This is a genomic window from Psychroserpens sp. NJDZ02 (assembly GCF_004843725.1).
Classification (GTDB): Bacteria; Bacteroidota; Bacteroidia; order Flavobacteriales; family Flavobacteriaceae; genus Olleya.
On the sequence record NZ_CP039451.1, the window covers coordinates 3,112,040 to 3,136,331 of the forward strand.

Annotated in this window: 16 protein-coding genes; all 16 read left to right on the plus strand. The window is 31.2% G+C overall.

The features are described from left to right. The first annotated feature begins 353 nt into the window (after positions 1-353). The 16 genes from E9099_RS13655 (at position 354) to E9099_RS19250 (ending at position 24,291) form a co-directional block, all read left to right on the plus strand. On the plus strand, positions 354-1,049 hold the full coding sequence (locus tag E9099_RS13655) for a hypothetical protein (RefSeq protein ID WP_136584107.1): 696 nt from the start codon (positions 354-356) through the stop codon (positions 1,047-1,049). Then, positions 1,036-1,347, plus strand: coding sequence for a hypothetical protein (locus tag E9099_RS13660; RefSeq protein ID WP_136584108.1), 312 nt, complete (start codon positions 1,036-1,038; stop codon positions 1,345-1,347). Before E9099_RS13655 ends, E9099_RS13660 begins: the two co-directional genes overlap by 14 nt. Positions 1,348-1,378: 31 nt before the next feature. Continuing rightward, positions 1,379-2,239 (plus strand): hypothetical protein, encoded by an 861-nt coding sequence (locus tag E9099_RS13665; RefSeq protein ID WP_136584109.1) that lies wholly within the window; start codon positions 1,379-1,381, stop codon positions 2,237-2,239. A gap of 377 nt (positions 2,240-2,616) precedes the next feature. Next, entirely contained in the window at positions 2,617-4,128 is a 1,512-nt protein-coding gene (locus tag E9099_RS13670; RefSeq protein ID WP_136584110.1) for a hypothetical protein, read from the plus strand. Positions 4,129-4,459: 331 nt separating this feature from the next. After that, on the plus strand, positions 4,460-8,731 hold the full coding sequence (locus tag E9099_RS13675; protein WP_136584111.1) for a PAS domain S-box protein: 4,272 nt from the start codon (positions 4,460-4,462) through the stop codon (positions 8,729-8,731). Position 8,732: 1 nt separating this feature from the next. Then, on the plus strand, positions 8,733-15,293 hold the full coding sequence (locus tag E9099_RS19540) for a PAS domain S-box protein (protein WP_240788901.1): 6,561 nt from the start codon (positions 8,733-8,735) through the stop codon (positions 15,291-15,293). A 179-nt stretch (positions 15,294-15,472) separates the two neighbouring features. Continuing rightward, the gene (locus tag E9099_RS13715; protein WP_136584112.1) at positions 15,473-15,886 is read left to right on the plus strand and encodes a hypothetical protein; all 414 of its coding nucleotides are present in this window, start codon (positions 15,473-15,475) and stop codon (positions 15,884-15,886) included. An 11-nt stretch (positions 15,887-15,897) separates the two neighbouring features. Next, on the plus strand, positions 15,898-16,314 hold the full coding sequence (locus E9099_RS13720) for a hypothetical protein (protein WP_136584113.1): 417 nt from the start codon (positions 15,898-15,900) through the stop codon (positions 16,312-16,314). Next, entirely contained in the window at positions 16,301-17,080 is a 780-nt protein-coding gene (locus tag E9099_RS13725) for a PAS domain-containing protein (RefSeq protein ID WP_136584114.1), read from the plus strand. The genes E9099_RS13720 and E9099_RS13725 overlap by 14 nt, the downstream gene beginning before the upstream one ends. 131 nt (positions 17,081-17,211) lie before the next feature. Further along, a complete protein-coding gene (locus tag E9099_RS13730) occupies positions 17,212-18,654 on the plus strand; it encodes a cell wall anchor protein (RefSeq protein WP_136584115.1) in 1,443 nt (480 codons plus the stop codon). 39 nt (positions 18,655-18,693) lie between these two features. Further along, on the plus strand, positions 18,694-20,145 hold the full coding sequence (locus E9099_RS13735; protein ID WP_136584116.1) for a hypothetical protein: 1,452 nt from the start codon (positions 18,694-18,696) through the stop codon (positions 20,143-20,145). Between the two features lie 184 nt (positions 20,146-20,329). Continuing rightward, positions 20,330-21,094 (plus strand): hypothetical protein, encoded by a 765-nt coding sequence (locus E9099_RS13740; RefSeq protein WP_136584117.1) that lies wholly within the window; start codon positions 20,330-20,332, stop codon positions 21,092-21,094. A gap of 260 nt (positions 21,095-21,354) precedes the next feature. Next, complete coding sequence (locus E9099_RS13745) at positions 21,355-22,443, plus strand: sensor histidine kinase (protein WP_136584118.1); 1,089 nt, start codon at positions 21,355-21,357, stop codon at positions 22,441-22,443. An 8-nt stretch (positions 22,444-22,451) separates the two neighbouring features. Beyond that, the gene (locus E9099_RS13750) at positions 22,452-23,780 is read left to right on the plus strand and encodes a sigma-54-dependent transcriptional regulator (protein WP_136584119.1); all 1,329 of its coding nucleotides are present in this window, start codon (positions 22,452-22,454) and stop codon (positions 23,778-23,780) included. Positions 23,781-23,969: 189 nt separating this feature from the next. Continuing rightward, entirely contained in the window at positions 23,970-24,134 is a 165-nt protein-coding gene (locus E9099_RS19245) for a hypothetical protein (RefSeq protein WP_168800756.1), read from the plus strand. A gap of 19 nt (positions 24,135-24,153) precedes the next feature. Then, positions 24,154-24,291 carry a hypothetical protein gene (locus tag E9099_RS19250; RefSeq protein ID WP_168800757.1) on the plus strand — a complete coding sequence of 46 codons (138 nt, stop codon included), beginning with the start codon at positions 24,154-24,156 and terminating at the stop codon, positions 24,289-24,291. The last annotated feature ends 1 nt before the right edge of the window (position 24,292 follow it).

The following is a 24,292-nucleotide window of genomic DNA, read 5'->3' on the forward strand; positions in this document are numbered from 1 at the left end:
CTTAATCATTGATTTTAATAGATTACAAAAAAAAGCTAAGATAATGCGTGTTTAGGACCTTTTGAACCCTATTTATATTTAAAAATGGGAGTGACAAGAGTGAACTTACAGCTTTAGCATGGCTTTACCAAGTACGATGTTGTCTCCTAACATTAATTCTTCTAAAAGCGGACATGAGTATTGGGTGGTTTGTAAAGATCTGTCGCATAGCTTAAATTTAATGCTGGGAGTTTATGAGAGGATGTCAATAGAAAAAGATTATTAAATGCTTTTTAGTAATTTGTAAAACTTTAGCTAATATTGTGGCAGGCTTATAACAAAAGCTTACATAAATATAGTATACTTTTAATAATATGAAACGATTTCTAATTTTGGTTTGGTCTGTAATAGCCCTTTCTTGTGGTGCTGTTAAGGATAATACCTTAAACGTTGATGACCGTCAAAAACCATTAGTAGCTTATGCAAAATTAAAACCAAAAATGATAAAAGCGGCTTATGATTTAGAAACGGACCGTCATGTTTTAGGGAGAATAACACGCTATAAATACTCAAATTCAGGTCAGTTACTAAAAGAGTCCATCTTCAATAACGAAAAAGGGACATTGCATTTTTATCATGAAACGGGTTATACCTATAGCAGCAATGATTCATTACTACGCAAATATGATTATTTGGAAAGTGCTATGTCTATAGCTCCTCAATTAACAGAATATAGGTATACTTATCCTTCCGATAGCCTAAAAATAATGACTCAAGTTATCGATAGTAATCAGATAGATAGTACGTTTATAACTACAAGTAGGGATAAATATGGGAATAAAATACGGTGTTCTAAAATAACAGACAGAATGTTTGTGGTTCCGATAAGGAAAAATAGTAATCGGTATAATCAACAAACTATCGAAACTAAATATTACTACAATACTAATAATGAGCTGATAAATAAAATTGAGATTGATAAGAAAAGAAAAGATTCTAGCCAAACACATTATCAATATGATGCTAATAGCCAGTTAAGTAAAGTGATTTTGAAAAATGGTAATTATTAAGTATATAGCAACTTACAAAAATGGATTGTTAGATACGGAGGAGACCGGACGTGAGGAGCCCTTGTCTAAACACCTGTATTACTATAATAAACAAGGTCAAGAGCTTAAATCTAAGCTTTACAGAGACGACAAGCATGTCTATTCGTACCTAACGTCTTATACTAAAAAAGGACTTCCTTATACCTATGAAATGCGGGATGAAATTGAAGGGAATTCGGGTGTTTGGCTCTATAAATATAATAAAAAAGGACAGCTTAGCTATAAAATAAATTTATACGCACGCACTACAGATAATTAATAATTGAATGAATAATGACCAAAATAGACTAATGCCAAATTTTAAATATTTAATTTTTATACTGATTGGCTTGCCATTAATTATATCTTGTAAAGCTCAAGATGATAGCGATATTACACTTGAAGGAAAATGGAAAGTGGTTGATTGGACTTATATAAGTCATGTAGGAAGAAGTCTTGATAATGATGAAAGGGCAGGGATGAATGAAGATGTGAATGATTTAATTTTAAACTTTAAAGTCAATCAAACTTTTTCAAGTAACAAGCCTAAGACTTTTGGATTTTTAGAGGGGAAGCAATTTATGCTAAATGATTTTAACGAGGTGGTTATTGATAATCATTATTATCCCATTTTAATAAAAGAGCATAACTGCTTTTTCCTGTTTAGTAATGTGATGTTTCAGTTAGAAAAAGTAGAAAATTACAGGGATTCTAATTTAAAACTAAAATCAGAATCTATTAAAGTTCCAGATATAGAAATAAACCATAAGGCCGTTAATGATGTCTTTACTTTAAATGATTTAGATAAACTTCCAAAATTAAAAAGACTAGAATATGACGATAGTTGTGGCATCGATTGTTTACACTCATTATTTGATTCCAATATAATTTACTATATAGATTTTTCAAAAGCGGCAGAGGATACCAGTTTTTTAATCGAATTTATTATAGATAAGACAGGTCAAATTAGTAATATTAATACAAAAGCGAAGTATAATGTATATAAGAATAATCGCAGAATTTCTTCAAAGGAAACAAATGAGGCTCAGGATATCGAAAAAGCTATAGCAGCTAGTATTTTAGATTTTCAAAATTTATTATCGGCTGGTGTAAAAAATGGTCAAAATGTTAACACAAAAGTTAATTTAGAATTACGATTGATTTCGAAATAATTTGAGTGCTTTTCATAATAACAGCATACTTAAACGTTACTTTAGATGAAAAGTAATAATATGGATATAGAGATGCTTAATTCGGGTATTGCCAAATTATACTTCAGTAAAAAATGATGTTATCATGCTTTATTAATCATGACATTGGAAGTCTGTCTATCTCGTGTTTTTTGTGTAAATAGTATTTTGAAAGTTGTTAAAAACGAAGATTGCTACATTATAAGTCTTAAAAAAAAGCGAATAAAACGACACATGCCTTTAATTAGAATAATAATTAACACAACTAATAAAAACAACGTAAAATAGGATGGTAGGTTAGGCTGTGTATTATGATATAACCTTCTGCTAGCATTAAATTGTTAGGCCAATAAAAAAATATGAAATTTAAACTATTCTTAATTTATGTAATTATATGCAACGTTAGTTTTAATGTAAAAGCAAGCGAGTGTTATCGTTATCATACACCTCAAAATTATAAGTTATATAAACAGGGAAATCAACTGGTGTTTCAGCATACTATAAAAGACCCTAATGGTGTAAGTTATGTGTCTCAAAAAACACTTATAATTGCTAATATTAAGGCTGAAGGCTTTGCTATTGTTAATGAAGATGATGAGGTTATTTTATTTAAAACCGATGACGGTTATTTCTTGTTAGAGAAAAAAATAGATGAAGTAAAAAATTACGGCGTTAATAAATTGGGTAGTTTAAATCAAGTGCAAGAAGTAATTGGAACTAATTTTGTATGTGTTGCAGGTCGTTGGAATTATATAACAGTTAAAAGTTACTCTGAAGATGTTATAAAAAAAAGATTGGAAAATGTACCCTTAAATTTAGAAGAAATAGAGAACTCTAAGCGTGGTAAAGTTCTTTTTAAAAATGATAAAAAGGTGTATCTTTTTTCTTCAGATGATTTTACGTTTAACGTCATTCCTTCCTTAGATCCTAAAAGTACGCAATTTGTCAAAACGGAAGATAGGTTTATTTATTTTGATGTGTTATATGATGAGGATACTCTTTATACAATAGATCATCATTTTAACACCACAAATCACACAACATTACTATCAAAATTTAAGGCTTTTAAAGGTTTTAAAAATGCAACGATAGAACAGTATGATGGTAATTTATCGATAGATACAAAAGACGGATATATTTGGGTGTATTTATCCGGAGGTAAAACATTTGAAGGTATAGGGACTGTCAAATTTGTACCTTTAGAAGCTAAGTTTATTAATAAATACAAACAGTTTATATCTGTAAAAGGTAAAATTTATAATAATTTAACTGATGCTATCCTTAAATGGGGAGCAATGGATGTTTCTTTTGTAAAAAAGGTAGACAGTTTAAGGAAGGAAGGTGCGCGTTATATAGACGGGATTCAGAATTACGGCTATAATTATATGGATAAAGTCTTTAGTCCTATTACCACACTTAATAGGGAGGCACTTTACTATCCTGTTATTGGTACTTACAATTATTTAGGTAACCGTGAAATGTATGTTGATGATAAAACTATTTATTTTTTAAATAATAAAAATAAGTTTGTAGCCAATAAAAATCATAGATCTCCTATCAAAAATTTGAAATTAGCATATGCTTATGATGATAAGTTATGGATTGAAAACCAGGAAATCCAAAATATTAGCAATAGAGAAGGTCTTGAGTTTTTTGGTTCTATAGTAGATGTTATTAGGGGATGCGATGGCGGAAAAGGCCAATTTTCTGTAAAAATAGATGTCTATTATTTTTTTAAGGATAAACACTATTTATATGTGTGTAATACATCTAACTTGAAAATGAGAATAATTAAAGATTTCGAAATTAATACAAATGAATTAGGCCGTTTTAAACAGTTAGAGATTTTAATGAATTTGGAAAAAGCATAAGTTATAAGGAAAAAAAATATAGGGCATTTGTCGTTTTGGCTATAGGTGTATTGATAAGTTTTGCAATTGGGGTTTATTTTGTGAAAATAAATCGAATGTCATAATACATTAAGGAATAAGACAAGCAAAATGCAGCGTTTAATCAATTGGCAAATCTACATGAGGATATTCACGTAGTAGTAAGTCGTTTTTTAAGCGTAATGTTTATGATTAATTCGGTTTATTGATTTAATTAAATTATCTTTTTCCTTTTAAACCGTTTCCCTGTTAGTAAAAGTGGGCTTTGGTTGCAGACTAATAACCAATGTAAAATGAAAAACGTTATCTTTTTATGAGTAAATTGAACAATCACTTAATAAAAGAACTACAAGAAATATATGGTTTTTCACGCAGTTTTATAGAGTCATTGCAAGATGGTTTATTGATTATTAACCTTGAAGGGGAAATAATAATAGGGAATACCGCTATAAGTCAAATCACAGGTTTTGATAAGGATGAAATTATAGGAGCTAATGTTCCTTTTCCTTTTTGGCCAGAAGAGTGTCATGATAAATACAAGGGGCTTTTTAAAGATCTATCCCAAGGTGAAATAAAAAAAGAGAATATTGTAGTTTACAAGCATAAAGATCAAACGCGTTTTAAGGCGTCCATGTTTTTTGCGAGTATTAAAAATAACCAGAATCAAGTTATGGCCTACATAGCTGTTGTAGAAGATATTTCTAAAAGGGAAATATATACACCTAACGCAGAGTCTTATAATCAGGATATTTTTTCGGTTTTAAATTATAAAAAAAAATATCTAGAGATTTTAAGTGAAAAAAAAATAACATTTCAATTAGAGAACACATTAGATAGTATTTCTGATGGCTTTATTTCTTTAGATACTAATTGGTGTTACACCTATATAAATAAAAGCGCAGCAAAATTTTTAGGAAAAACGCCAGAGATGTTAATAGGTAAACATATTTGGACGGAGTTCCCTGAAGGGGTAGGGCAGTCTTTTTATAAAGCGTATTATAAAGCTTTTGAAACTCAGGAAACAGTCTACTTTAATGATTATTATGAGCCTTTAGAGAAATGGTTTGAGAATAAAATATATCCATCTCCTGCAGGAATAGCGATTTATTTTAATGATATTACTGCTCTAAAAAAAACAGAAGCACTTTTAGATAAAAGCGAAAAAAACTTAGAAAATATAATTAATAATATTGGAGATCCTGTTTTTGTAAAAGATGATCAAAGTAGGATGCTTATTATTAATGATGCTTTTTGTAAAATGTTTAAAATTTCTAGAGATCAACTTTTAAAAAAGTCTATGCCTCATGATGTGTTTTCGGAAGATTGGGAGAAATTTATAGCTATCGATAAAAAAGTACTTGAAACCGGCGTTGAAAATTTATCAGAAGAAAGTTTTGCATTAGAAGGACATGAAAAGCAAATAATTTCTACTAAAAAAGTTAGATTTATTGATGATCAAGGCGCTAAGTTTGTAATTGGTACGATACGAAATATTACAAAAGAGAAAAAAGCAGACGCTAATAGTCAAATGTTATTGTCCTTGATAGAAACTAATAATGATTTTATTGGCTTAGCGACATTAGAAGGTGATCCTCTCTATTTAAACACGAGTGGTAGGCAATTAATGGGTTTAGAAAAGGATGAAAAAATGCCAGAGTCTATTGCTCAGTTTTTTCCTGAAGCGTATAGGGATATAATTGCAAATGAACATATGCCTAGTATTTTTGAAAATAATAGATGGAGCGGAGAGACAAACTTTAAAAATTTTATCACGGGAGATTTTATTCCTATTGAAATGTCTGGTTTTTTAATTAGAGATACTACAACAAATAAGCCAATAGCATTAGGTGTTGTTGCAAAGGATATTACAACACGTAAAGAGGCTGAACAGAAATTAATAAAAAGTGAACAGTTATTTAAGCGATTAACGTCTAAAGCCCCAGCAGGGATTTTTCAAACAAATACCGAGGGGTCTTGTAATTATGTAAATCAAAGATGGGCTGATTATGCAGGACTATCGTATCAAGACGCTATGGGTTATGGATGGGCAACAACAGTACATCCAGACGATAAAGAACGGATTGTAGTGGAGTGGGAGAAATACATGTTGTCAGAAGAGAATGAACTTGAAACGGAATTTAGATTTTTACATAAAAATCAAAAGGTAACGTGGGTATCGGTAAAAACGGTAGGAACTTACGATGCCGACAACAAGTTGTATGGGTATATTGGAATGGCTCTTGATATTACAGAGCGTAAAGAAGCAGAAGCAAAATTAATAAAAAGTGAACAATTATTTAGACGACTATCTTCCAATGCACCAGTAGCCATTTTTCAAACAGACAAAGAAGGTGCTTGTAACTATGTTAATGAAGAATGGATGCGATTTTCTGGGCTTACTTTTGCTGAAGCCTTAGATTTTGGATGGTCAGAGGCTATACATCCAGAAGATAAAGAGCGAGTTATTTCTGAATGGCAGAAGTCTGTTGCTACAGAATCGGAGTTTATATTGGATTATAGATTTCTTCATAAAAATGGTAAGGAAACCTATTTATCTGCAAAAACGACAGGTTTGTACGATGTTAATAATCAGTTATATGGTTATGTAGGAATGCTTATGGATATCACAGAACGTAGGGTGGCAGAACAAAAATTAATCAAGAGCGAAAAGTATTTAAATAATATTATTAATGCTATTGGAGATCCTGTTTTTGTTAAAGATGATAAGAGTCAATTAATACTTGTTAATGATGTGTTTTGTTCCATTTTTGGTTTGTCTAAGGCTGATGTTATAGGAAAAACACTCTTGGGAAATAGGTCCACGGATGCCAGAAAAAGAGTGTTGGATAATGAAAAGGAATTGCTGCTGACAGGTATTGAAAGTATTACGGAAGAAACTATAAATTTGAATACAAATAAGGACGATATTCGAATTATTTCTACAAAAAAAACACGATTTATAGATAGTAGTGGTGCTAAATTTATAATAGGAGTCATCAGAGATCTTACTGAAAGTAAAAAAGTAGATGAAGAAATTAGGATGGCGCATCAACGTCTTACAACACATTTAAATAATTCACCTTTAGCTATTGTAGAGTGGGATAAGGATTTTGTTATTAGCAGTTGGTCTGAACAGGCTAAAAAAATATTTGGTTGGGACGCGTCAGAAGCGATAGGGAAACAATTGATTGATTTAAATTTAGTTTATAAAGAAGACATCCCTTCTACAGATGTTATTTCTGAGCAATTAAGGAGCGGTAAAGTTAAAAGCAATACGATTATTAACCGCAATAACACTAAAGAAGGTAAGGTTATTTATTGCCAGTGGTATAATTCTGTTTTACAATCTAGCGATGGTAAAGTAGAAACAGTATTATCTTTGATACAAGATGTTACAGACAGTAAGATAGCCGAAGAAAAGTTAATAAATAGCGAACAATTATTTAAACGATTATCATCTCACGCACCAGTTGCCATTTATCAATCAGATAAAGATGGTGTGTGTAATTATGTGAATGAAGAATGGTTAAAATATTCTGGTCAAACATTTAATGAGTCTTTAGGTTTTGGATGGTCAAATGCAATACATCCACAGGATCAAGACCGCGTTATGGAAGAGTGGAAACAAGCAGTTGCTACAGAGACGGATTTGATTTCAGACTTTAAGCTATTAAATAAAAACGGGGAAACATTATGGTTGTCTGCTAGAACAACTAGTTTGTATGATCTTAACAATAAATTATATGGTTATATAGGGACACTTGTTGATATTTCTGATCGTAAAAATTCAGAAATGGAATTAGAAAAATACAGAAATAATTTAGAACAGTTAGTAAGATCTAGAACATCAGATTTAGAAAAAGAAAAGATTAAAGCGCAATCTGCAGACTTAATGAAATCAGCCTTTTTAGCAACTATGTCACATGAGTTAAGAACACCAATGAATTCTATTATAGGCTTTACAGGAATCTTATTAAAAGAATTGGCAGGACCATTAAATAACGAGCAAAAAAAGCAAATTAAAATGGTTAAAAACAGTGGAGAGCATTTACTACGTTTGATAAATGACGTTTTGGATATTTCTAAAATAGAAGCAGGTAAATTAAAGGTGACTTTTAATCCGTTTAATTATTTAGAATCTTTAGAAAAAATTACGGCATTTTTGTTACCCCAAGTCTCAGGAAAAGGACTAACGTTAACAACGCATATTTCAGAAATGGAAGTGATACTTGATAGTGATCAAGGAAGAGTAGAGCAAGTATTATTAAATTTACTCTCTAACGCTATTAAGTTTTCAAATGAAGGTACAATTATTATAAAAGTTGCAGTAGTAAATCAGTTGCTTGTGACACAAATTGTCGATCAAGGAATTGGTATACAATCAAAAGATATTAATAAATTATTTATACCTTTTGCTCAACTTGAAACAGGGTCCAATAGTAAACAAGAAGGAACAGGGCTTGGATTGTCTATCTGTAAAAATTTGGTTGAAAAACTAGGAGGAACCATTGAAGTGCAAAGCGAAATAGGAAAAGGAAGTAATTTTACATTTAAATTACCACTATCATATTCTAATAATAAATAATATGAAGACGATATTAATAGTAGATGATATATTTGAGAATCTTTACTTACTGCGCGTAGTTTTAGATAAAGCAGGGTATAAAGTTATTGAAGCTAAAGACGGTAAAGTTGCATTAGACCAATTAGAAAACACTACAGTGGATTTAATTGTATCTGATATTTTAATGCCCGTAATGGATGGTTACATGTTGTGCCAGGCTTGTAAAAAAGACGAGCGATTTAAAGATATTCCATTTGTCTTTTATACGTCCACATATACGGAGAAAACAGATGAAGATTTTGCTTTAAAATTAGGAGCTGCTCACTTTTTAAGAAAACCCACAGACCCTGATGTCATTTTAGAGTTAATTCAAAAGTTATTGGATGTCGATCATAAGGTGACCATACCTGAAAATAAAGAACAATTTACGGATCAAGAAGTTTTAAAACTTTATAGTAAACGATTGATTAGTAAATTAGAACAGAAAAATTCAGACTTAGAGAAAGAGGTTTTTGAACGTAAAACGATAGAGCAAAAACTGGTTGACGAAAATATAATTTTAGATTTAATAGCAAACAACACTCCCATAAAAAAGGTGTTTAATCACATTATCGATAATTTCCAGTCTCATAACCAGGGTTTAATGGTGGCTATTAGTTTATTAGATCAAAATGGGACTCATTTAAACCTTATTTCGGCGCCAAAACTCCCAAAAGGATACGGGTTAGCTATTAAAAAATTAGAAATAGGAAAACAGGTCGGGTCTTGTGGTACTGCAGCATTTACTAAAAAACCAATAATTGTATCAGATATAAGTACAGATAAATTGTGGGTAGATTATAAAGATTTGGCTTTAAGTCATAATTTAAAATCATGTTGGTCAATACCTATTCTTTCTGAGAAAAAAACTGTTTTTGGGACGTTCGCTATTTATAGTAATGCTATTAAATCACCGTCTTTAGAAAATATTAGAGAGTTACACTCTGCAGTCAATTTAGCAAAAATTGCAATTGTAAAGTCTAATATCTTAGAGGAGATTAAGAAAAAAGAAGAGTCCTATAGGGCTTTAGTTAATCAAGCCAGTGATGCAATTTTAACGTACACCTTTGATGGTCAAATACATGATTTTAATAGAGCAACTCACACAATATTAGGATATACTAGTAAAGAGTTTTCAAAATTAAAACTGCAAGATATTATTGTTGGTAATATTATTGAAACTCCAGAAATTTATAATCAAATTATTAAAGGAATAGCTGTTATTTTTGAAAGACAGTTAATTTGTAAAAATAAGTCTCTTATAGATGTAGAGATTTCTGCAAAAAAACAAAAAGATGGCAGAATATTATCTATTGGACGCGATATAACAGAGCGTAAGAAAGATGAAATAAAACTTTTAGAAAGCGAATATAATCTAAGACAATCACAAATAGTCGCTAATATTGGTTCTTTTACAATGGATCTTATTACAAGGACATGGGAGTGCACAGAGGCGTTAAATAATGTTTTTGGTATTGATGCCTCATTTTCCAGAACAATGAAGAATTGGGGAAGGATTATTCACTCTGAAGATAGAAGTCAAATGCTGAGTTATTTAGAATATTGTATTCAAAATAACAGGAAAATTGATCGAGAATATAGAGTTGTAAAGGAGGATACTAAAGCTGTTATTTGGGTCCATAGTATCGGAGAATTTCTTTTTGATGGTAACACAAATCCTGTAAAAATTATTGGAACAACTCAAGATATTACAGAGCGCAAACAATCTGTAATAAAATTGCAAGAAAGTGAATTCAATTTAAGACAATCACAAATCGTTGCACGTATTGGGACTTATACTATAGATTTGCTGTTAAATTCATGGGAAAGTTCTGATATACTAGATGAGATTTTTGAAATTGAAAAAACGTACGTAAGGGATCTTGATGGGTGGCGTGCTATTATTCATCAAGATCAAAGAGAAAAAGTGATAGCGTATTATAAAGATTGTATTGTAAATAAGAAAAAATTAGATATTGAATATAAAGCAATAACAATAGCTAGTAAAAAAGAAATTTGGGTACATGCGATTGGAGAATTAGTACTTGATGCTGATGGAGATGTAATCAAAGTAATTGGGACTTCTCAAGATATTACAGAGCGTAAGAAAGCTGAGGTGAAAATTCAAGAAAGTGAATTTAATTTAAGACAATCCCAAATAGTAGGTAATATAGGATCTTATGCTATAGACTTAGCTTCTATGACTTGGACAGGTTCTATAGTGTTGTATAGTGTTTTTGGTATCGACCAAACGTATGATAAAACAATGGATGGTTGGGGAGAGCGCATCCATCCTGAGGATAGAGATGAATTACGTAGTTATTTAGAAAATTGTATCTCAAATAATTTAAAATTTGATAAAGAATATCGCATTTTAAAGTTTGATACAAAAAAAGAAGTTTGGGTACACGGTATAGGAGAATTAATTTTAGATAAGGAGGATAATCCTATAAAATTAATTGGTACCATACAAGATATTACTAATCGTAAACAATCAGAGTTAAAATTACAAGAAAGTGAGTATAATTTAAGGCAGTCTCAAAAAGTTGGTAATATTGGATCGTATACGATTGATCTTAATACCAAGACTTGGGAATGTTCTTCTGTCTTAGATAATATTTTAGGTATAGATGCATCATTTGTAAAAAATATCGAAAATTGGAATACTATTATTCATCCTGACGAAAGAAAAGAAATAGAAAAATATTTTAAGGATTGTATTATAAATCAAGAGAAGTTTAATAAAGAGTATCGCATCATAAAAGTAGACACTAAGGAAATTATTTGGGTGTATGAAATTGGTGAATTAATTTTAGATAAAGAAGGCAATCCTTCAAAGGTTATTGGTACAAGTCAAGATATTACGGATCGTAAAATAGCAGAAATAAAATTACAAGAGAGTGAATATGACTTAAGACAATCTCAAATCGTTGGTAATATAGGGTCTTATAATGTAGATCTACAAGCAATGACTTGGGAAGGGTCGGCGGTATTAGATACTATTTTAGGAATAGACAAATCCTATTTGAAAACAGTAAATAGTTGGAATGATCGTATCCATCCAGAGGAGCGGGAAGAAATGTTAAATTATTTTCACGATTGTATATTAAATAAATCAAAATTTAATAAAGAATATAGGGTTGTTAAATTAAATACCAAAGCAGAAATTTGGGTACTTGGTATAGGCGAATTGATATTTGACAACGAAGGGAGGGCAATAAAACTGATAGGTACAATTCAGGATATTACGCTTCGTAAACATTCGGAAATAAAACTTCAAGAAAGTGAAAGATCGTTAAAAGTAGCTCAAAAAATAGCAAAAACAGGAAGTTTTAATTTAGATATAAAAAAATTAACTGGGGAGACTTCTGATACTTTTAAAGATATTATAGGTGTAGAATATGATGCGATTATAGATTTTAATCTTTGGAAATCAATAGTACATCCAGAAGATAAGATTCTTATTAAGGATGGTGTTGTAAAAAGCCAAATGTTCAAACAAAAGTTTGATGAACAATATCGTATTATAACTAAAGATAAAAAGGAGTTAAAATGGATTCATGGTTTAGGAGAAATCGTGTATGCTAATAGTAAAGCGACTAATTTTATAGGTACTATTCAAGATATTACGGAGCGTAAAAAAGCAGAAATAGAATTAAAATTAATCAACGAGTTTACGGACAACTTGGTAATGTCCTTGCAAGAAGGATTGCTGTTACTAGATGTAACAAGTAAAATTATAAAAGTAAATGAATCGCTATGTAATATGTTGGGGTATTTGGAGCAAGAGTTATTAGGGATGACCTTACCCTATCCGTTTGTTAAGCCTGAAGATTTGAATAAAATTAATGACATTGAACAAATGTTAACTAAAGGTGAGGCACCCTCATTTCAGTTAGAGTTTATAAGAAAAAATGGAGTAAAATTTATTGCTTCATTTTTATCAGGTAATATAAAAAACGACTCAGGAGAGATTGTAGCTGTATTTGCAACAGTTAAGGATATTTCCGAAGATGAAAAATTGAAGGAGACGTTAAAAGACATCGCAATAAAATCTACAGAAAAGAAGGACGTTATATTAAAACTTGCTAATTTAGTGGGGCAAGACTTAGACACATCATTAGATGAGATAACAAAACTAGCTGCAAAAACGTTAAATATAAAAAGAGTTGGTGTATGGAGTTTTAACAACGCTAAGAATCAGTTAACCTGCGAGAAATTATATACATTAGAAGATAGTAAATATAGTTCTGGAGCTGTTTTTAAGTATGAAGATAATCCGGCATATTTTAAAGCGTTAGATCTAAATCAAACCATACTAATTTCTGATGCTCAAAATAATAAGATAACAAAACAGTCTTTAAAGAGTTATTTAGGGCCTAATAATATCACTTCTCTTATGGATGTGTTTATTAATAGTGCTACAGGATACTATGGTGTTATTTGTTTTGAAAATGTAGGCTTACCCTTAAAACAATGGGCGGCAGAAGATCAAGAATTTGCTACTTCAATAGCAAGTATTGTGTCTCTAATATTAGAAAGCACGGAGCGAAAAATTGCAGAAACAGAATTAAGATCCGAAAAAGAATTTTCTGAAAAATTAGTGACATCATTAAGAGAGGGGTTGTCTGTAGTTAATTTGGAAGGTGTTCATATAAAAGTTAATCCAGCGTTATGCGAAATGACGGGATTTACTGAAGAGGAATTGGTTGGTATAAAAGCACCTTTTCCGTATTGGCCACCAGAAGAGTATGATAATATTTATAAAGCATTTGATAACCCATTGCAAAGTTTAGGAGTGGTTAAACATGCTATTTTGATGCGTAAAAATGGAGATCGATTTCCATGCACGTTATCAGATTCTGTGATTAGAAACAGTGAAGGTAAAGTCATGGCTTATTTTACAACCATTAATGATATCACAATACGTGTAAAAGCAGAAAATATTTTAAAAGAAAATATTATAAAATCAGACCAAAGAAAAAATACTATAATAGAATTGGCTAATCTAATTGGTGAAGATTTTGAGTTGTCATTAAAAAAGATAACAGCAACAGCAGCAACAGCATTAAATGTCGATTTAGTTACAATCTGGGAGTATAAAAAAGAGAAAACGGAATTGTTGAGCAAACAGTTTTATAATGCGATTAGTCAAGAATATGAAACTGAAGGATTAACTATTAGAAAAAATGATTTTCCGAAGTATTTTGAAGTCTTTGAGGATCGAAATAGCATAAACATTGCGGATGTTGTCAATAATCCGATAACTAAAGCATTTTCGGAAACCTTCTTTATCCCATTTAATATTTCTTCACGTATTGACGTTGTAATTTATGGTCGATATAATAATTATGGTATCATTAGTTTTGAAAGTACCACTCCTAAACGTGTGTTTACTAATGATGACGAAAGTTTTGCAACTTCTATAGCTAGTATTGTATCATTAATGGTAGAGAGTAAAGAGCGGACTTTAGCAGAAAATAAAATAGCCCAAACTAATACGCAGCTTTTGGAGGCTAATAAAGAGCTAAGTAAATTAAGAAATCAATTAGAACAAGAAAACGTATACTTAAGAAATGAATTAGATTTAGTGTTTAACTATGAAGAAATGGTCTATGGAAGTGTAGAGTTTAGTAATGTTTTAAACGAAATTGAAAAAGTAGCGCCTACAAAAGCAACCGTTTTATTATTAGGAGAGTCAGGGACCGGAAAAGAGTTATTGGCTAGAGCATTACACAAAACAAGTCCTAGAAGTAATAAACCATTAATTAAAGTCAATTGTTCTGCAATACCAAGAGAGTTAATTGAAAGTGAATTGTTTGGCCATAAAAAAGGATCGTTTACCGGAGCGTTTAGTGATAAAGTCGGTAAGTTTGAATTAGCAGATGGGGGAACGTTATTTTTAGATGAAATAGGAGAATTGCCTTTAGATATGCAGCCTAAAATTTTAAGATTTTTACAAGAAGGAGAGATTGAAGTCGTTGGTGGCTCGGTTTCCAAAAAGATAGACGCAAGAATCATAGCAGCGACTAACAGGAATCTTTTGGAAGAAATTGAAAAGAAACAATTTAGAGAAGATTTATATTTTAGACTTAATGTCTTTCCAATTGAAGTGCCTCCTTTAAGAAAAAGAAAGGATGACATCCCACTACTTGTAGAACATTTTGTGGATAAATTTAATAAAGCCTACGATAAAACGATTAAGTATATACCTGATGACGCTATGAGTCAGTTAAAAGCCTATAATTGGCCAGGGAATATTAGAGAACTGGAAAACTTAATAGAACGGGCATCCATATTATCTACAAGTGAGACTTTGAACATTCCAGGTTTTGAATCTTCTAATCAAATTACTAAACAACGTATTAATGTGGTCGACTTGTCTTTAGATTCTGTTTTACGTAATCATATACTTCAAGTTCTGGAAGAGTGTCAATGGAAAATTAGCGGGCCAAAAAGTGCTTCTGATATTTTAGGACTAAAACCTAGTACTTTACGTGATAAAATGAGCAAATTAGAGATAAAAAAGCCAAAGAAAAAGTAACGGTATTCCGTGGATAGTCTTTTTCGTCTTTATTTCTACACGGTATTCCGACACTTTATTTAGTTTCTAAAATTAAAAACAAAATCACAAAACACTGGTTATTAGTGTTTTGTGATTTTTTATTTCTGTTATTTCATTTTTGGCATCTGTATTGAATCCTGTTTTTCAAATAGATAGTTATGCAAAACGAAAAACTAACAGACAATTTTAAATTTTGGGTAGATCAAAATGTGATCTATTGCAAAATATTTAATGATTTTGATGGCGTACGTGATGCAGAGGATATTGATAATATTTTCTTGAATGCTGTTTTTAGATTATCTAGAGATGTGCACATGCCTATACTATTTAATCTAGAAGACTTAAACTCCGCGACATCAATAAAGGTATTTAGGTATTTGTCAAAAAGCAGGTTATTAAAATCAATGGCACTATCAAAAACATTTTTAGTCAGCTCTTATAAATTAAAATTACTTCTGGATCTACATAGTTTTATCTGTAATCCTTCTATTCCAGATTTGATTTTTAAAGATTTTAGCGCAGCAATTAAATATTGTAAAAATGATAACAGGGCTTATAATTCACTAAACTAAAATAGTCTATTATGAAAAACTCGGTAGCCTTTGGACACGGAAAATTTTTAGCACATTATGATGATGTTGTTTTTTTTCAATTTAATAATAATGAGAGTTTTTACAATTTAGATTTAAAAACAGCAAAAAAATTTATAGATATAGTCGTTACATTATGTAATGGGAAGCCTATGTCATTTATAATAGATATCAGAGGATTTCGTGGGTCTTTTTCGGCAGACGCAGCAAATTTTTTAGCTAATTCTAGTGAATTACTAAAATTAAGAATTTCAGAAGCATTTATAACTAATTCAATAGCAACTAATTTATTAATAGCCTCTTACAAGAGGATATACGACCCGATTACACCGCATGTTATATGTGATGAAATAAGGTCGGCAGAACAATATTGTTTACAATCAAAAAACACTTTTTATGGAAGCGATTAAATACTACTTATCACACGACTTAAACCATGATGTTTTATCTTTAATTAAAGATAATTCATTAATTACTATTACAGATTCATTAGGGAGGGTCGAGTATGCAAACGACAATTACTGCAATACAATAGAGCGGAGAGTAAACAGAGTTAGCGGGGAAGCTCATGAATTATTAAAATCACATTTGCATACCGGTGCAGTGTATAAGGATTTATGGAGAACCTTAAAAATGGGTCATAGATGGACAGGCGTTTTAACAGAAACACTTGAAAGTAAAAAGACGATTTGGCTAGAGGCTACTATAATACCTATAGAATGTGATATTGATAGGCAAACAAAATTTCTGGGTTTGTATAAGGATGTCACTAATCTTTACGAAGACAATAATGCTTTATTACAAGCAAAAACGGAAGCGCTGGATTTTATTGAAAGCCTTCCCTTTAATGTATTTTCTATTACTAAGCATGGTAAAATTTTAAATGCTAATAAAGATTTTTGTGATGTCAAAAAAGCAGATTTAATTGACACTTATCTATATGATCACATCGAAATGAGCATTTTTGAATTTTTTAAAAAAAATATAGATGCCGCCTTTAGAAATAAAGTGCCTAATCGTTTTGAGACTTCTAAATATAACTCCAAAGGAAAAAATATATTTTACAGTGTTATAGTGGCTCCTGTTTTTAATGAGTTAGGAGGTGTGTTTTCTGGAACAGTGACCATACAAGAAGTTTTTAAGACTATAACTTTTGATGAGAACGAAGAAGAGTAAAAAACTATGCTTTTTAATAATAAACAAACAATAAAAAGTATAAGTATAAGTATAAAAATAAAAAATATCGCTAACTAACTTATATCTCAAACTAATCTATTATATAAGTTTAAAATCGTAACTTACTAACTATGAATAACTTTATATTAAAAACACTCCTTTTTATTACTTTTTTTAGTCTAAATAATAATGTCTTTTCTCAGGTTGGAATAGGTACTATTATTCCTGATGCTTCCTCAGTATTGGATATTAGTTCTACAGAAAAAGGGATGTTAGCTCCAAGAATGACGTCAGCTCAAAGAGTAACAATAGTAAGTCCTGCTGAAGGTCTTTTAGTTTTTGATATAGACGAAGATCTCTTTTATTTTTATGATAGTAGTGCATGGGTGCCATTAGAGTCGGCAGAAAAAAGAAATAATTATAAATTGGTTAAGAATATAACAGATTTGGCTGATGAGTTAATTGCTGGTGGTGGATCAAAATATCAATTAGATGAGAATTATATGTATGAAATTAATGGTACTATACTTTTTGACTTTCCAATAGATTTAAATGATGCTTATTTACGAGGGCATGATACCGGAGAAGATATTATTTTAAATAATTCGGGTGCTGCTTTGTTTAGTGGAGTTAAAGGGGGGCGTGTAAAAGATTTACTTATTAATGGTAATGCACAGCAGTTATTTGATATTACAGGGTCAGGATCAGAAAATGTTATATTTTATAGTGTTGTTGTATTAGGGGCTTCGTCAATAGGGACTTTAAGTAATTTAAATACCGTTTATTTTGAAGTCTTTCAATCGTTGTCTTCAGCTAACGGTTTAAATGTGTCAGACATAAATAGCTTTTATTTAGATAAAGGGTTTTGGCCAGACAGTAATGGTGGTACTTATTTAACGCTCTCAGGAACATTTGCTAATGTACAAATTGCAAATGGTCGGGTCGTGGCAGATGCAGGAGAAGTGGGATTGGATGTCAGTGCTAACCCTGTAATTACTAATTCAGCATCTTTAGTTGGGGTAAGTTTTTCGGGTATAGGAAATCATGTTATTGGTTATACTACTGGCACCTATTCTGGTTATAATTTTTCAACGGATTGGGATGTAGACTGTCCAGGTATTCCTGTTGAAAGAGATGGTAGCGCTACAGGTAATATTAATTTAGATTATATAGTTGGATCAGGTGCGTCTACAACATTTACAGGCACAGGAACATCTAGTAGAAAAAAATTAGAAGGAAATACAACGTCAACTAATTTATTTAGATTTAATTCAGCAGTAAACAACAGGATTACTTATGAAGGTAATAAAAAAAGATATTTTAGTATATCTGCCAGTTTATCTTTTCAAGGTAATAGCAGTAATAATATTTTTATATTTTATTTGAGTAAAAACGGTACTATTATAGAAGAAACTAAGGTGTATAGAGAAGTCGGAGCTAATAATGATGTTGGTGCTTTACCTATAGTAGGTACTGTTGAATTATTACCCAATGACTATGTTGAAGTTTGGGTGGAACGCTTTAGCGGTACAGGAAATTTACTATCTGTATCTTTAAACTTAGTTGCGAGATAATTATAACCTCCTTATTAACTTATTAAAACCTACTTAATTATGAGAAATTTTAAAACGCTACTATTTGCAGTGACACTTAGTTTAAATTCCATTGCCTTTTCTCAAGTGGGAATAGGGACTACTACTCCAGATCCTTCTGCTGTTCTAGATATTAACTCTACAGATAAAGGGATATTGGCACCAAGGTTAACCTCTGCCCAGAGAATGGCAATTGTAAGTCCTGCCGATGGTTTATTGGTCTATGATACAACAGAAAGTGCTTTTTATTATTACGAAGTGAGTACATGGGAAAAAATGGATGCTGAGAAACGAGATAACCATAAATTAATTAAATCAGAAGCTGATTTAGCTGATGAGCTTGCAGCAGGTGGTGGAAGCGAGTATTTATTATCATCAAATACCTTGTATGAAATTAATGGAACAATCATGTTAGCTTTCTCTATAAATTTGAATAATGCATTTGTAAAAGGTGTGGACACCAATGAGGATATTTTGATAAAAACAGGAGGGGCCATGTTTACAGGTACTGCAGGAGGTAGTATAAAAGATTTGACGCTCTCTGCACCAGGAGGAGCTATCTTTAATATGTCGGGAAGTAGTACAAGTCGTCTAACTTTAAGAGATAGTGTGGTCGCAAATTCAGGATCAGTTGGGTCTATTTCGGGATATGGTTTAGTTTTTTTTAGCATTGTTCAATATTCAGGCAATACAACAGGAATAATTTTTAACGATATTTATGATTTATTATTAAACAATCAAGGTTGGTCCTATACAAATACTGGAACCTATGAGACATTTACAGGAACTTTTAATATTATTGAGAAACAGGGTGGTTTTTCTGAAGTAAACGGATCAGCTATTGGTGTCGATATTAGTAGTAATCCGACAGTAGCCAATGGAATATTGACAGGGGCTAGTTTTAGTGGGACTAGTACGCAGTATATAAATGGTTACACAGTAGGATCGTATCCAGGATATAATTTTGATAATAGTTGGTCAGTAGACTGTCCAGGATTGCCTGCAGAGTCAGATCAATTGGCTACGGGCCATTTATATTATAATGGAGCTATCACTAGTGGGTTTTTACAAAATGTTACAAATGGGGTGGCTTTTAATTTATCAGGAAATAGTAATTCAAATACGACAACGACAGTAAATTTGTTAAGAGTATCGTCTCCTCAAAATAATAGATTGCTTTATGAGGGGAAAAAAACTAGAACATTTCAAATAAGTGGATCGTTATCTGTTAGAGGAAACATTAATTTAGGAGATTATTATGCCTTTTTTATAAGAAAAAATGGAACGACGACTCTAACCGAAACCAATACACTTATGAGAGTTAATGTTTTAGCTGATATTACAAGTAATTCAATTTCAGGAACAGTAGAGTTAGAGCCAGGAGATTATATTGAAATTTGGGGAGAAAAATTAGTAGGTAGTATTATTGGGTCTTCTATAGCAGTCTTTTCTTTAAACCTTAATATAAAATAAATATTAGTAGTAGTTTTTTTTTAGTTTGAGTAAAACCTCCTATTCAGTAGTTAGATAGGAGGTTTTTAAATTTATGATAATTAAAAGTCAATTAAACTAGTAGTATAATTATTTCAAAAAAATATTGGCTTATCTTGCAGCGTTTTATTTGTAGTTAATACAAATAGTATAATAAATTACAATCATGGATAGAAGTCGTAATAACGAAGACACAGTAACACAAATAAATAAAGTAGTAGAAAACTATTTTAATACGCATACAGATGTAGATTGGATACCAGCAAAACAGATCATGTCAGATCTCGTACAAGCAGGTGTTTTTGTAAAGGATCAAAAAAAAGGATTACCACTTCGTAAAGTATTACGTGCTTTGGATAAAGATAATGCTCTAGACACAATCCCGCTATTACACCCAGAAAGAACAGATACCGCGGTGTACTGGTATTTTGTAAGAGAAGGCGCTAAGTTTCCTAAAAATGAAGCTATAACTGCGGTGTCTAAAAAGGATGTCGCAAAAGCAAAAAGAGAAAGTACAGACGAGTTTTACATTGTTACACTTTGTGATGAGATTTTGAAAGAAGCAGCTTCGCGTAAGCACACGTTTTCTTGGTTATTTGGAGACATGCACAAAAAAGGTAAAACAAGAACATTATTACCATTAGCAGCTTTTTATGAAGAGGCTAATTTAGTAATTGAATTTGCTGAAAAGAAAAATAAAACAGAAGCGCAATTAGCAAAGCTAGAAGAGTTGACTGTAAGTGGTATTACAAGAGGTCAGCAAATAGAAAAATATAATCATAGAAGAAAAGAAATGTTAGCAAAAAAGGATATCAATGTAATTACCATTGATTATGCTTTATTTGAAACAGATGATAAAAAGAATTTGATTAGAGATAAAAATGAAGACGTAGGACTTCTTAAAAAATTACTAAAAAAGTATATAAAGTAGGAAGATACTATAGGTACAAATATTTAATACTAAAAAAACACAATCCAAAGTCATTCGGATTGTGTTTTTTTGTGGTTACTATTAGTCAATCCAAAGTAATATGTTAAACATTACGTATTGTGTTTTGAAAATTGCTTAATTTTAGTTTCATTCAAAGTACACATGGTTTAAAAGTTAAAGACGCAACTTTATATAAAGTATTTAGTCTGATTTTATAAAGGGTTTGTTAAGCCGAAATACTTGTTATTAAACAAAAGCAGATGAATACAACAGAACAAGCTTTAAAAGAACGTATAAAAGAGCTAACATGCCTTTATGAAGTCTCGTCAATAATAGGGAATGCAAATGCAGAATTGCTAGAGGATACATTACAAGCCATTGTGTTTAGTATAAAAAAAGCATTTCAATATCCTGATTACACCGAAATTGAAATTACAACACAAACCCATATTATTTCAACTTTAAATGCACTAGACAACACTAATATTATTCAAGCAGAAGTACGATTGTTTAATGAGGTTAAAGGAGAAATAAAGGCCTATTTGTTTGAAAAAGACAACAAGAACATAGCCTTTTTAACCGAAGAGCAACTATTGTTAGATAACATTGCCCTCAAGTTAGGGAGTTTTTTAGAACGTTTAGAAATTCAGAAAAATGAAACGTCCTTAAAACGTCAAATGGAACGCACGGATCGTTTAGCTATTTTAGGCGAAATTACTGCAGGAATAGCACACGAGTTGAATACGCCTTTAGCTAATATTTTAGGTTTTGCAGAGCTACTACAAGACGATTTAGAAGATACGAAGTCTCTAAATGATGTCGATAAAATTATTAAAAACGCTATCTTTTCTAGGGAAGTGGTTAAAAAATTAATGTTTTTTGCTTGCGAAATGCCTCAAGAAATGAACCGTGTTAACTTGGTACCTAACATTAAAAATGCCATTAATTTATTAGATGCTACTTTTAGAAAAGAACAAGTTAAATATATAGTAAAAATAGAAGAAGAGGATTTGTCGTTACGGGCAGACCCAATACAGTTAACGCAAATTATTTTCAATTTATTAATTAATGCTATTTACTTTTCTCCAAAAGAAGGATTGGTTACTATAGAGGCAGAAACAACAGAAAACACTATTGTTTTGAAAATCACAGATGAAGGTCAAGGCTTGTCTCAGGAAGATTTGGAAAAAGTATTTCAGCCATTTTTCACCACTAAACCAATCGGGGAAGGTTCTGGATTAGGTTTAAGTGTTGTGCATGGTATTGTGTCTTCACACAAAGGGACTATTACCGTAGAAAACAATAAAAATAAAGGTGCTACATTTACAGTAACACTCCCAAAACACTAATTTACGCTATGCAATTACGTAAGGAAAATATACTTATAGTTGATGACGATGTTAATATATTAGAATTATTACAACGTCATCTACAATCCTGGAAATACCATGTTTTTAAAGCGGTTTCAGTAAAAGAAGCCGTTACTATTTTACGAGATTCGACTATAGATTTATTAATAACAGATTTAAAAATGCCAGAATTAGATGGTTCTGAGTTGATTAAATTTGTGTCAGAACATTATCCTAAAATGCCAAAATTGGTGGTGACTGGTTATCCTTCTGTTCAGGACTCGTTGGCAACAATTAAATCTGGCGCGGTTGATTATTTAACCAAACCCTTTACAAAAGACGAATTAAAATCAGCTTTAGATAAATCATTACCACTTTCAGTAACCAAAGAAAAAGTGATTAAAAAGTCTTCAGAAGAAAGCAATAAAGCCTATGGAGAGATTATTGGGCAGTCTAAAAAGATAAATGAAGTCATTCAAATTATAGAACGTGTAAAAGACAATAAAGCAACGGTTTTTATAAAAGGAGAAAGTGGTACGGGTAAAGAGTTGGTAGCAAGAGCAATTCATTATCAAGGTAAGTTTTCTCGCGCCCCTTTTATTGCTGTAAACTGTGGCGGAATACCAGAAAATCTTTTAGAGTCAGAGCTGTTTGGTTATGTAAAAGGTGCGTTTACTGGTGCAGAAAATAATAGAGACGGCTTTTTTCAAGCAGCAAATGGGGGAACTATTTTTTTAGATGAAATTGGAAATGCTTCACTTGCTGTGCAGTCTAGATTGTTACGTGTGTTACAAGAAAAAGAAGTGGTTAAAGTAGGCGCTACAAAAGCAGAAAAGATAGACCTCCGTATTGTTGCAGCCACAAATAGTGATTTACGGGAGATGATACAAAAGCAAACTTTTAGAGAAGATTTGTTTTATAGGTTAACGGTAGTGGAAATTGAAATAGCACCTTTAAGAGATAGGAAAGAGGATATTACGCTTTTAGTAGATAAGTTTTTATTTAAATATGGCGTAGAATATAAGGATCGCTTTATAAAAATGACACCAGAGGCGTTATCTATTTTAGAACGATACGATTGGCCAGGAAATATCAGAGAATTAGAAAATATTATCCAACGTGCTGTTATTATGTGCGATAAAGTGATAGATGTCCCGCAATTACCAGAGCATTTAAAATATGCCTTAAAATTTTCAGCCGAAACCTTGCAGCCTTTAAAAATTATTGAAAAGCAATACATTGAAAAAGTATTAAGAGCGACAGACAATAATAAAACAAAAGCTGCTGCAATTCTTCAAATTGACAGAAAGACCATTCGTCAAAAACTGTCAGAATAACCAATTACAACTGATACGTTTTTACTCAACTGGGTAAAATTGTCTCACTCCTCAGAATATCCATTTATAGTTAATATTAGTCAAATCCCTTTAATACAAAGGGATTTGACTTGTTGTGTCTTGTTGTTATCTTGTTTTGGCATAGCCATTGCTTTTTAGAAAGTATAATAGATAATAAATTTTACAACTATGAATCATTTTAATATTTGTCCAGTTTGCGAGCATCAAAGCACATGTGTATTAACCGCTCAAAAAGACAAAGTTTGGTCTTGTAGCGAGTTTGATAAGCGTCAACCAAATCAACCTATTTCAGCTAGTATAAAGCAGCCAGAGCAAGAACTCGTTTTAATCTAATTTTTTAATAATAAATAACATGATTTTTAATGCATTACTATCTGTTTTTGGAACAAAAAACACATCAGATAAAAAATCTAATGGAAGTGTAGCACGCCATAGATACATCACACAAAAATATCACGAAAGAGCAATAATCAATCGCTATTTTAAATAAA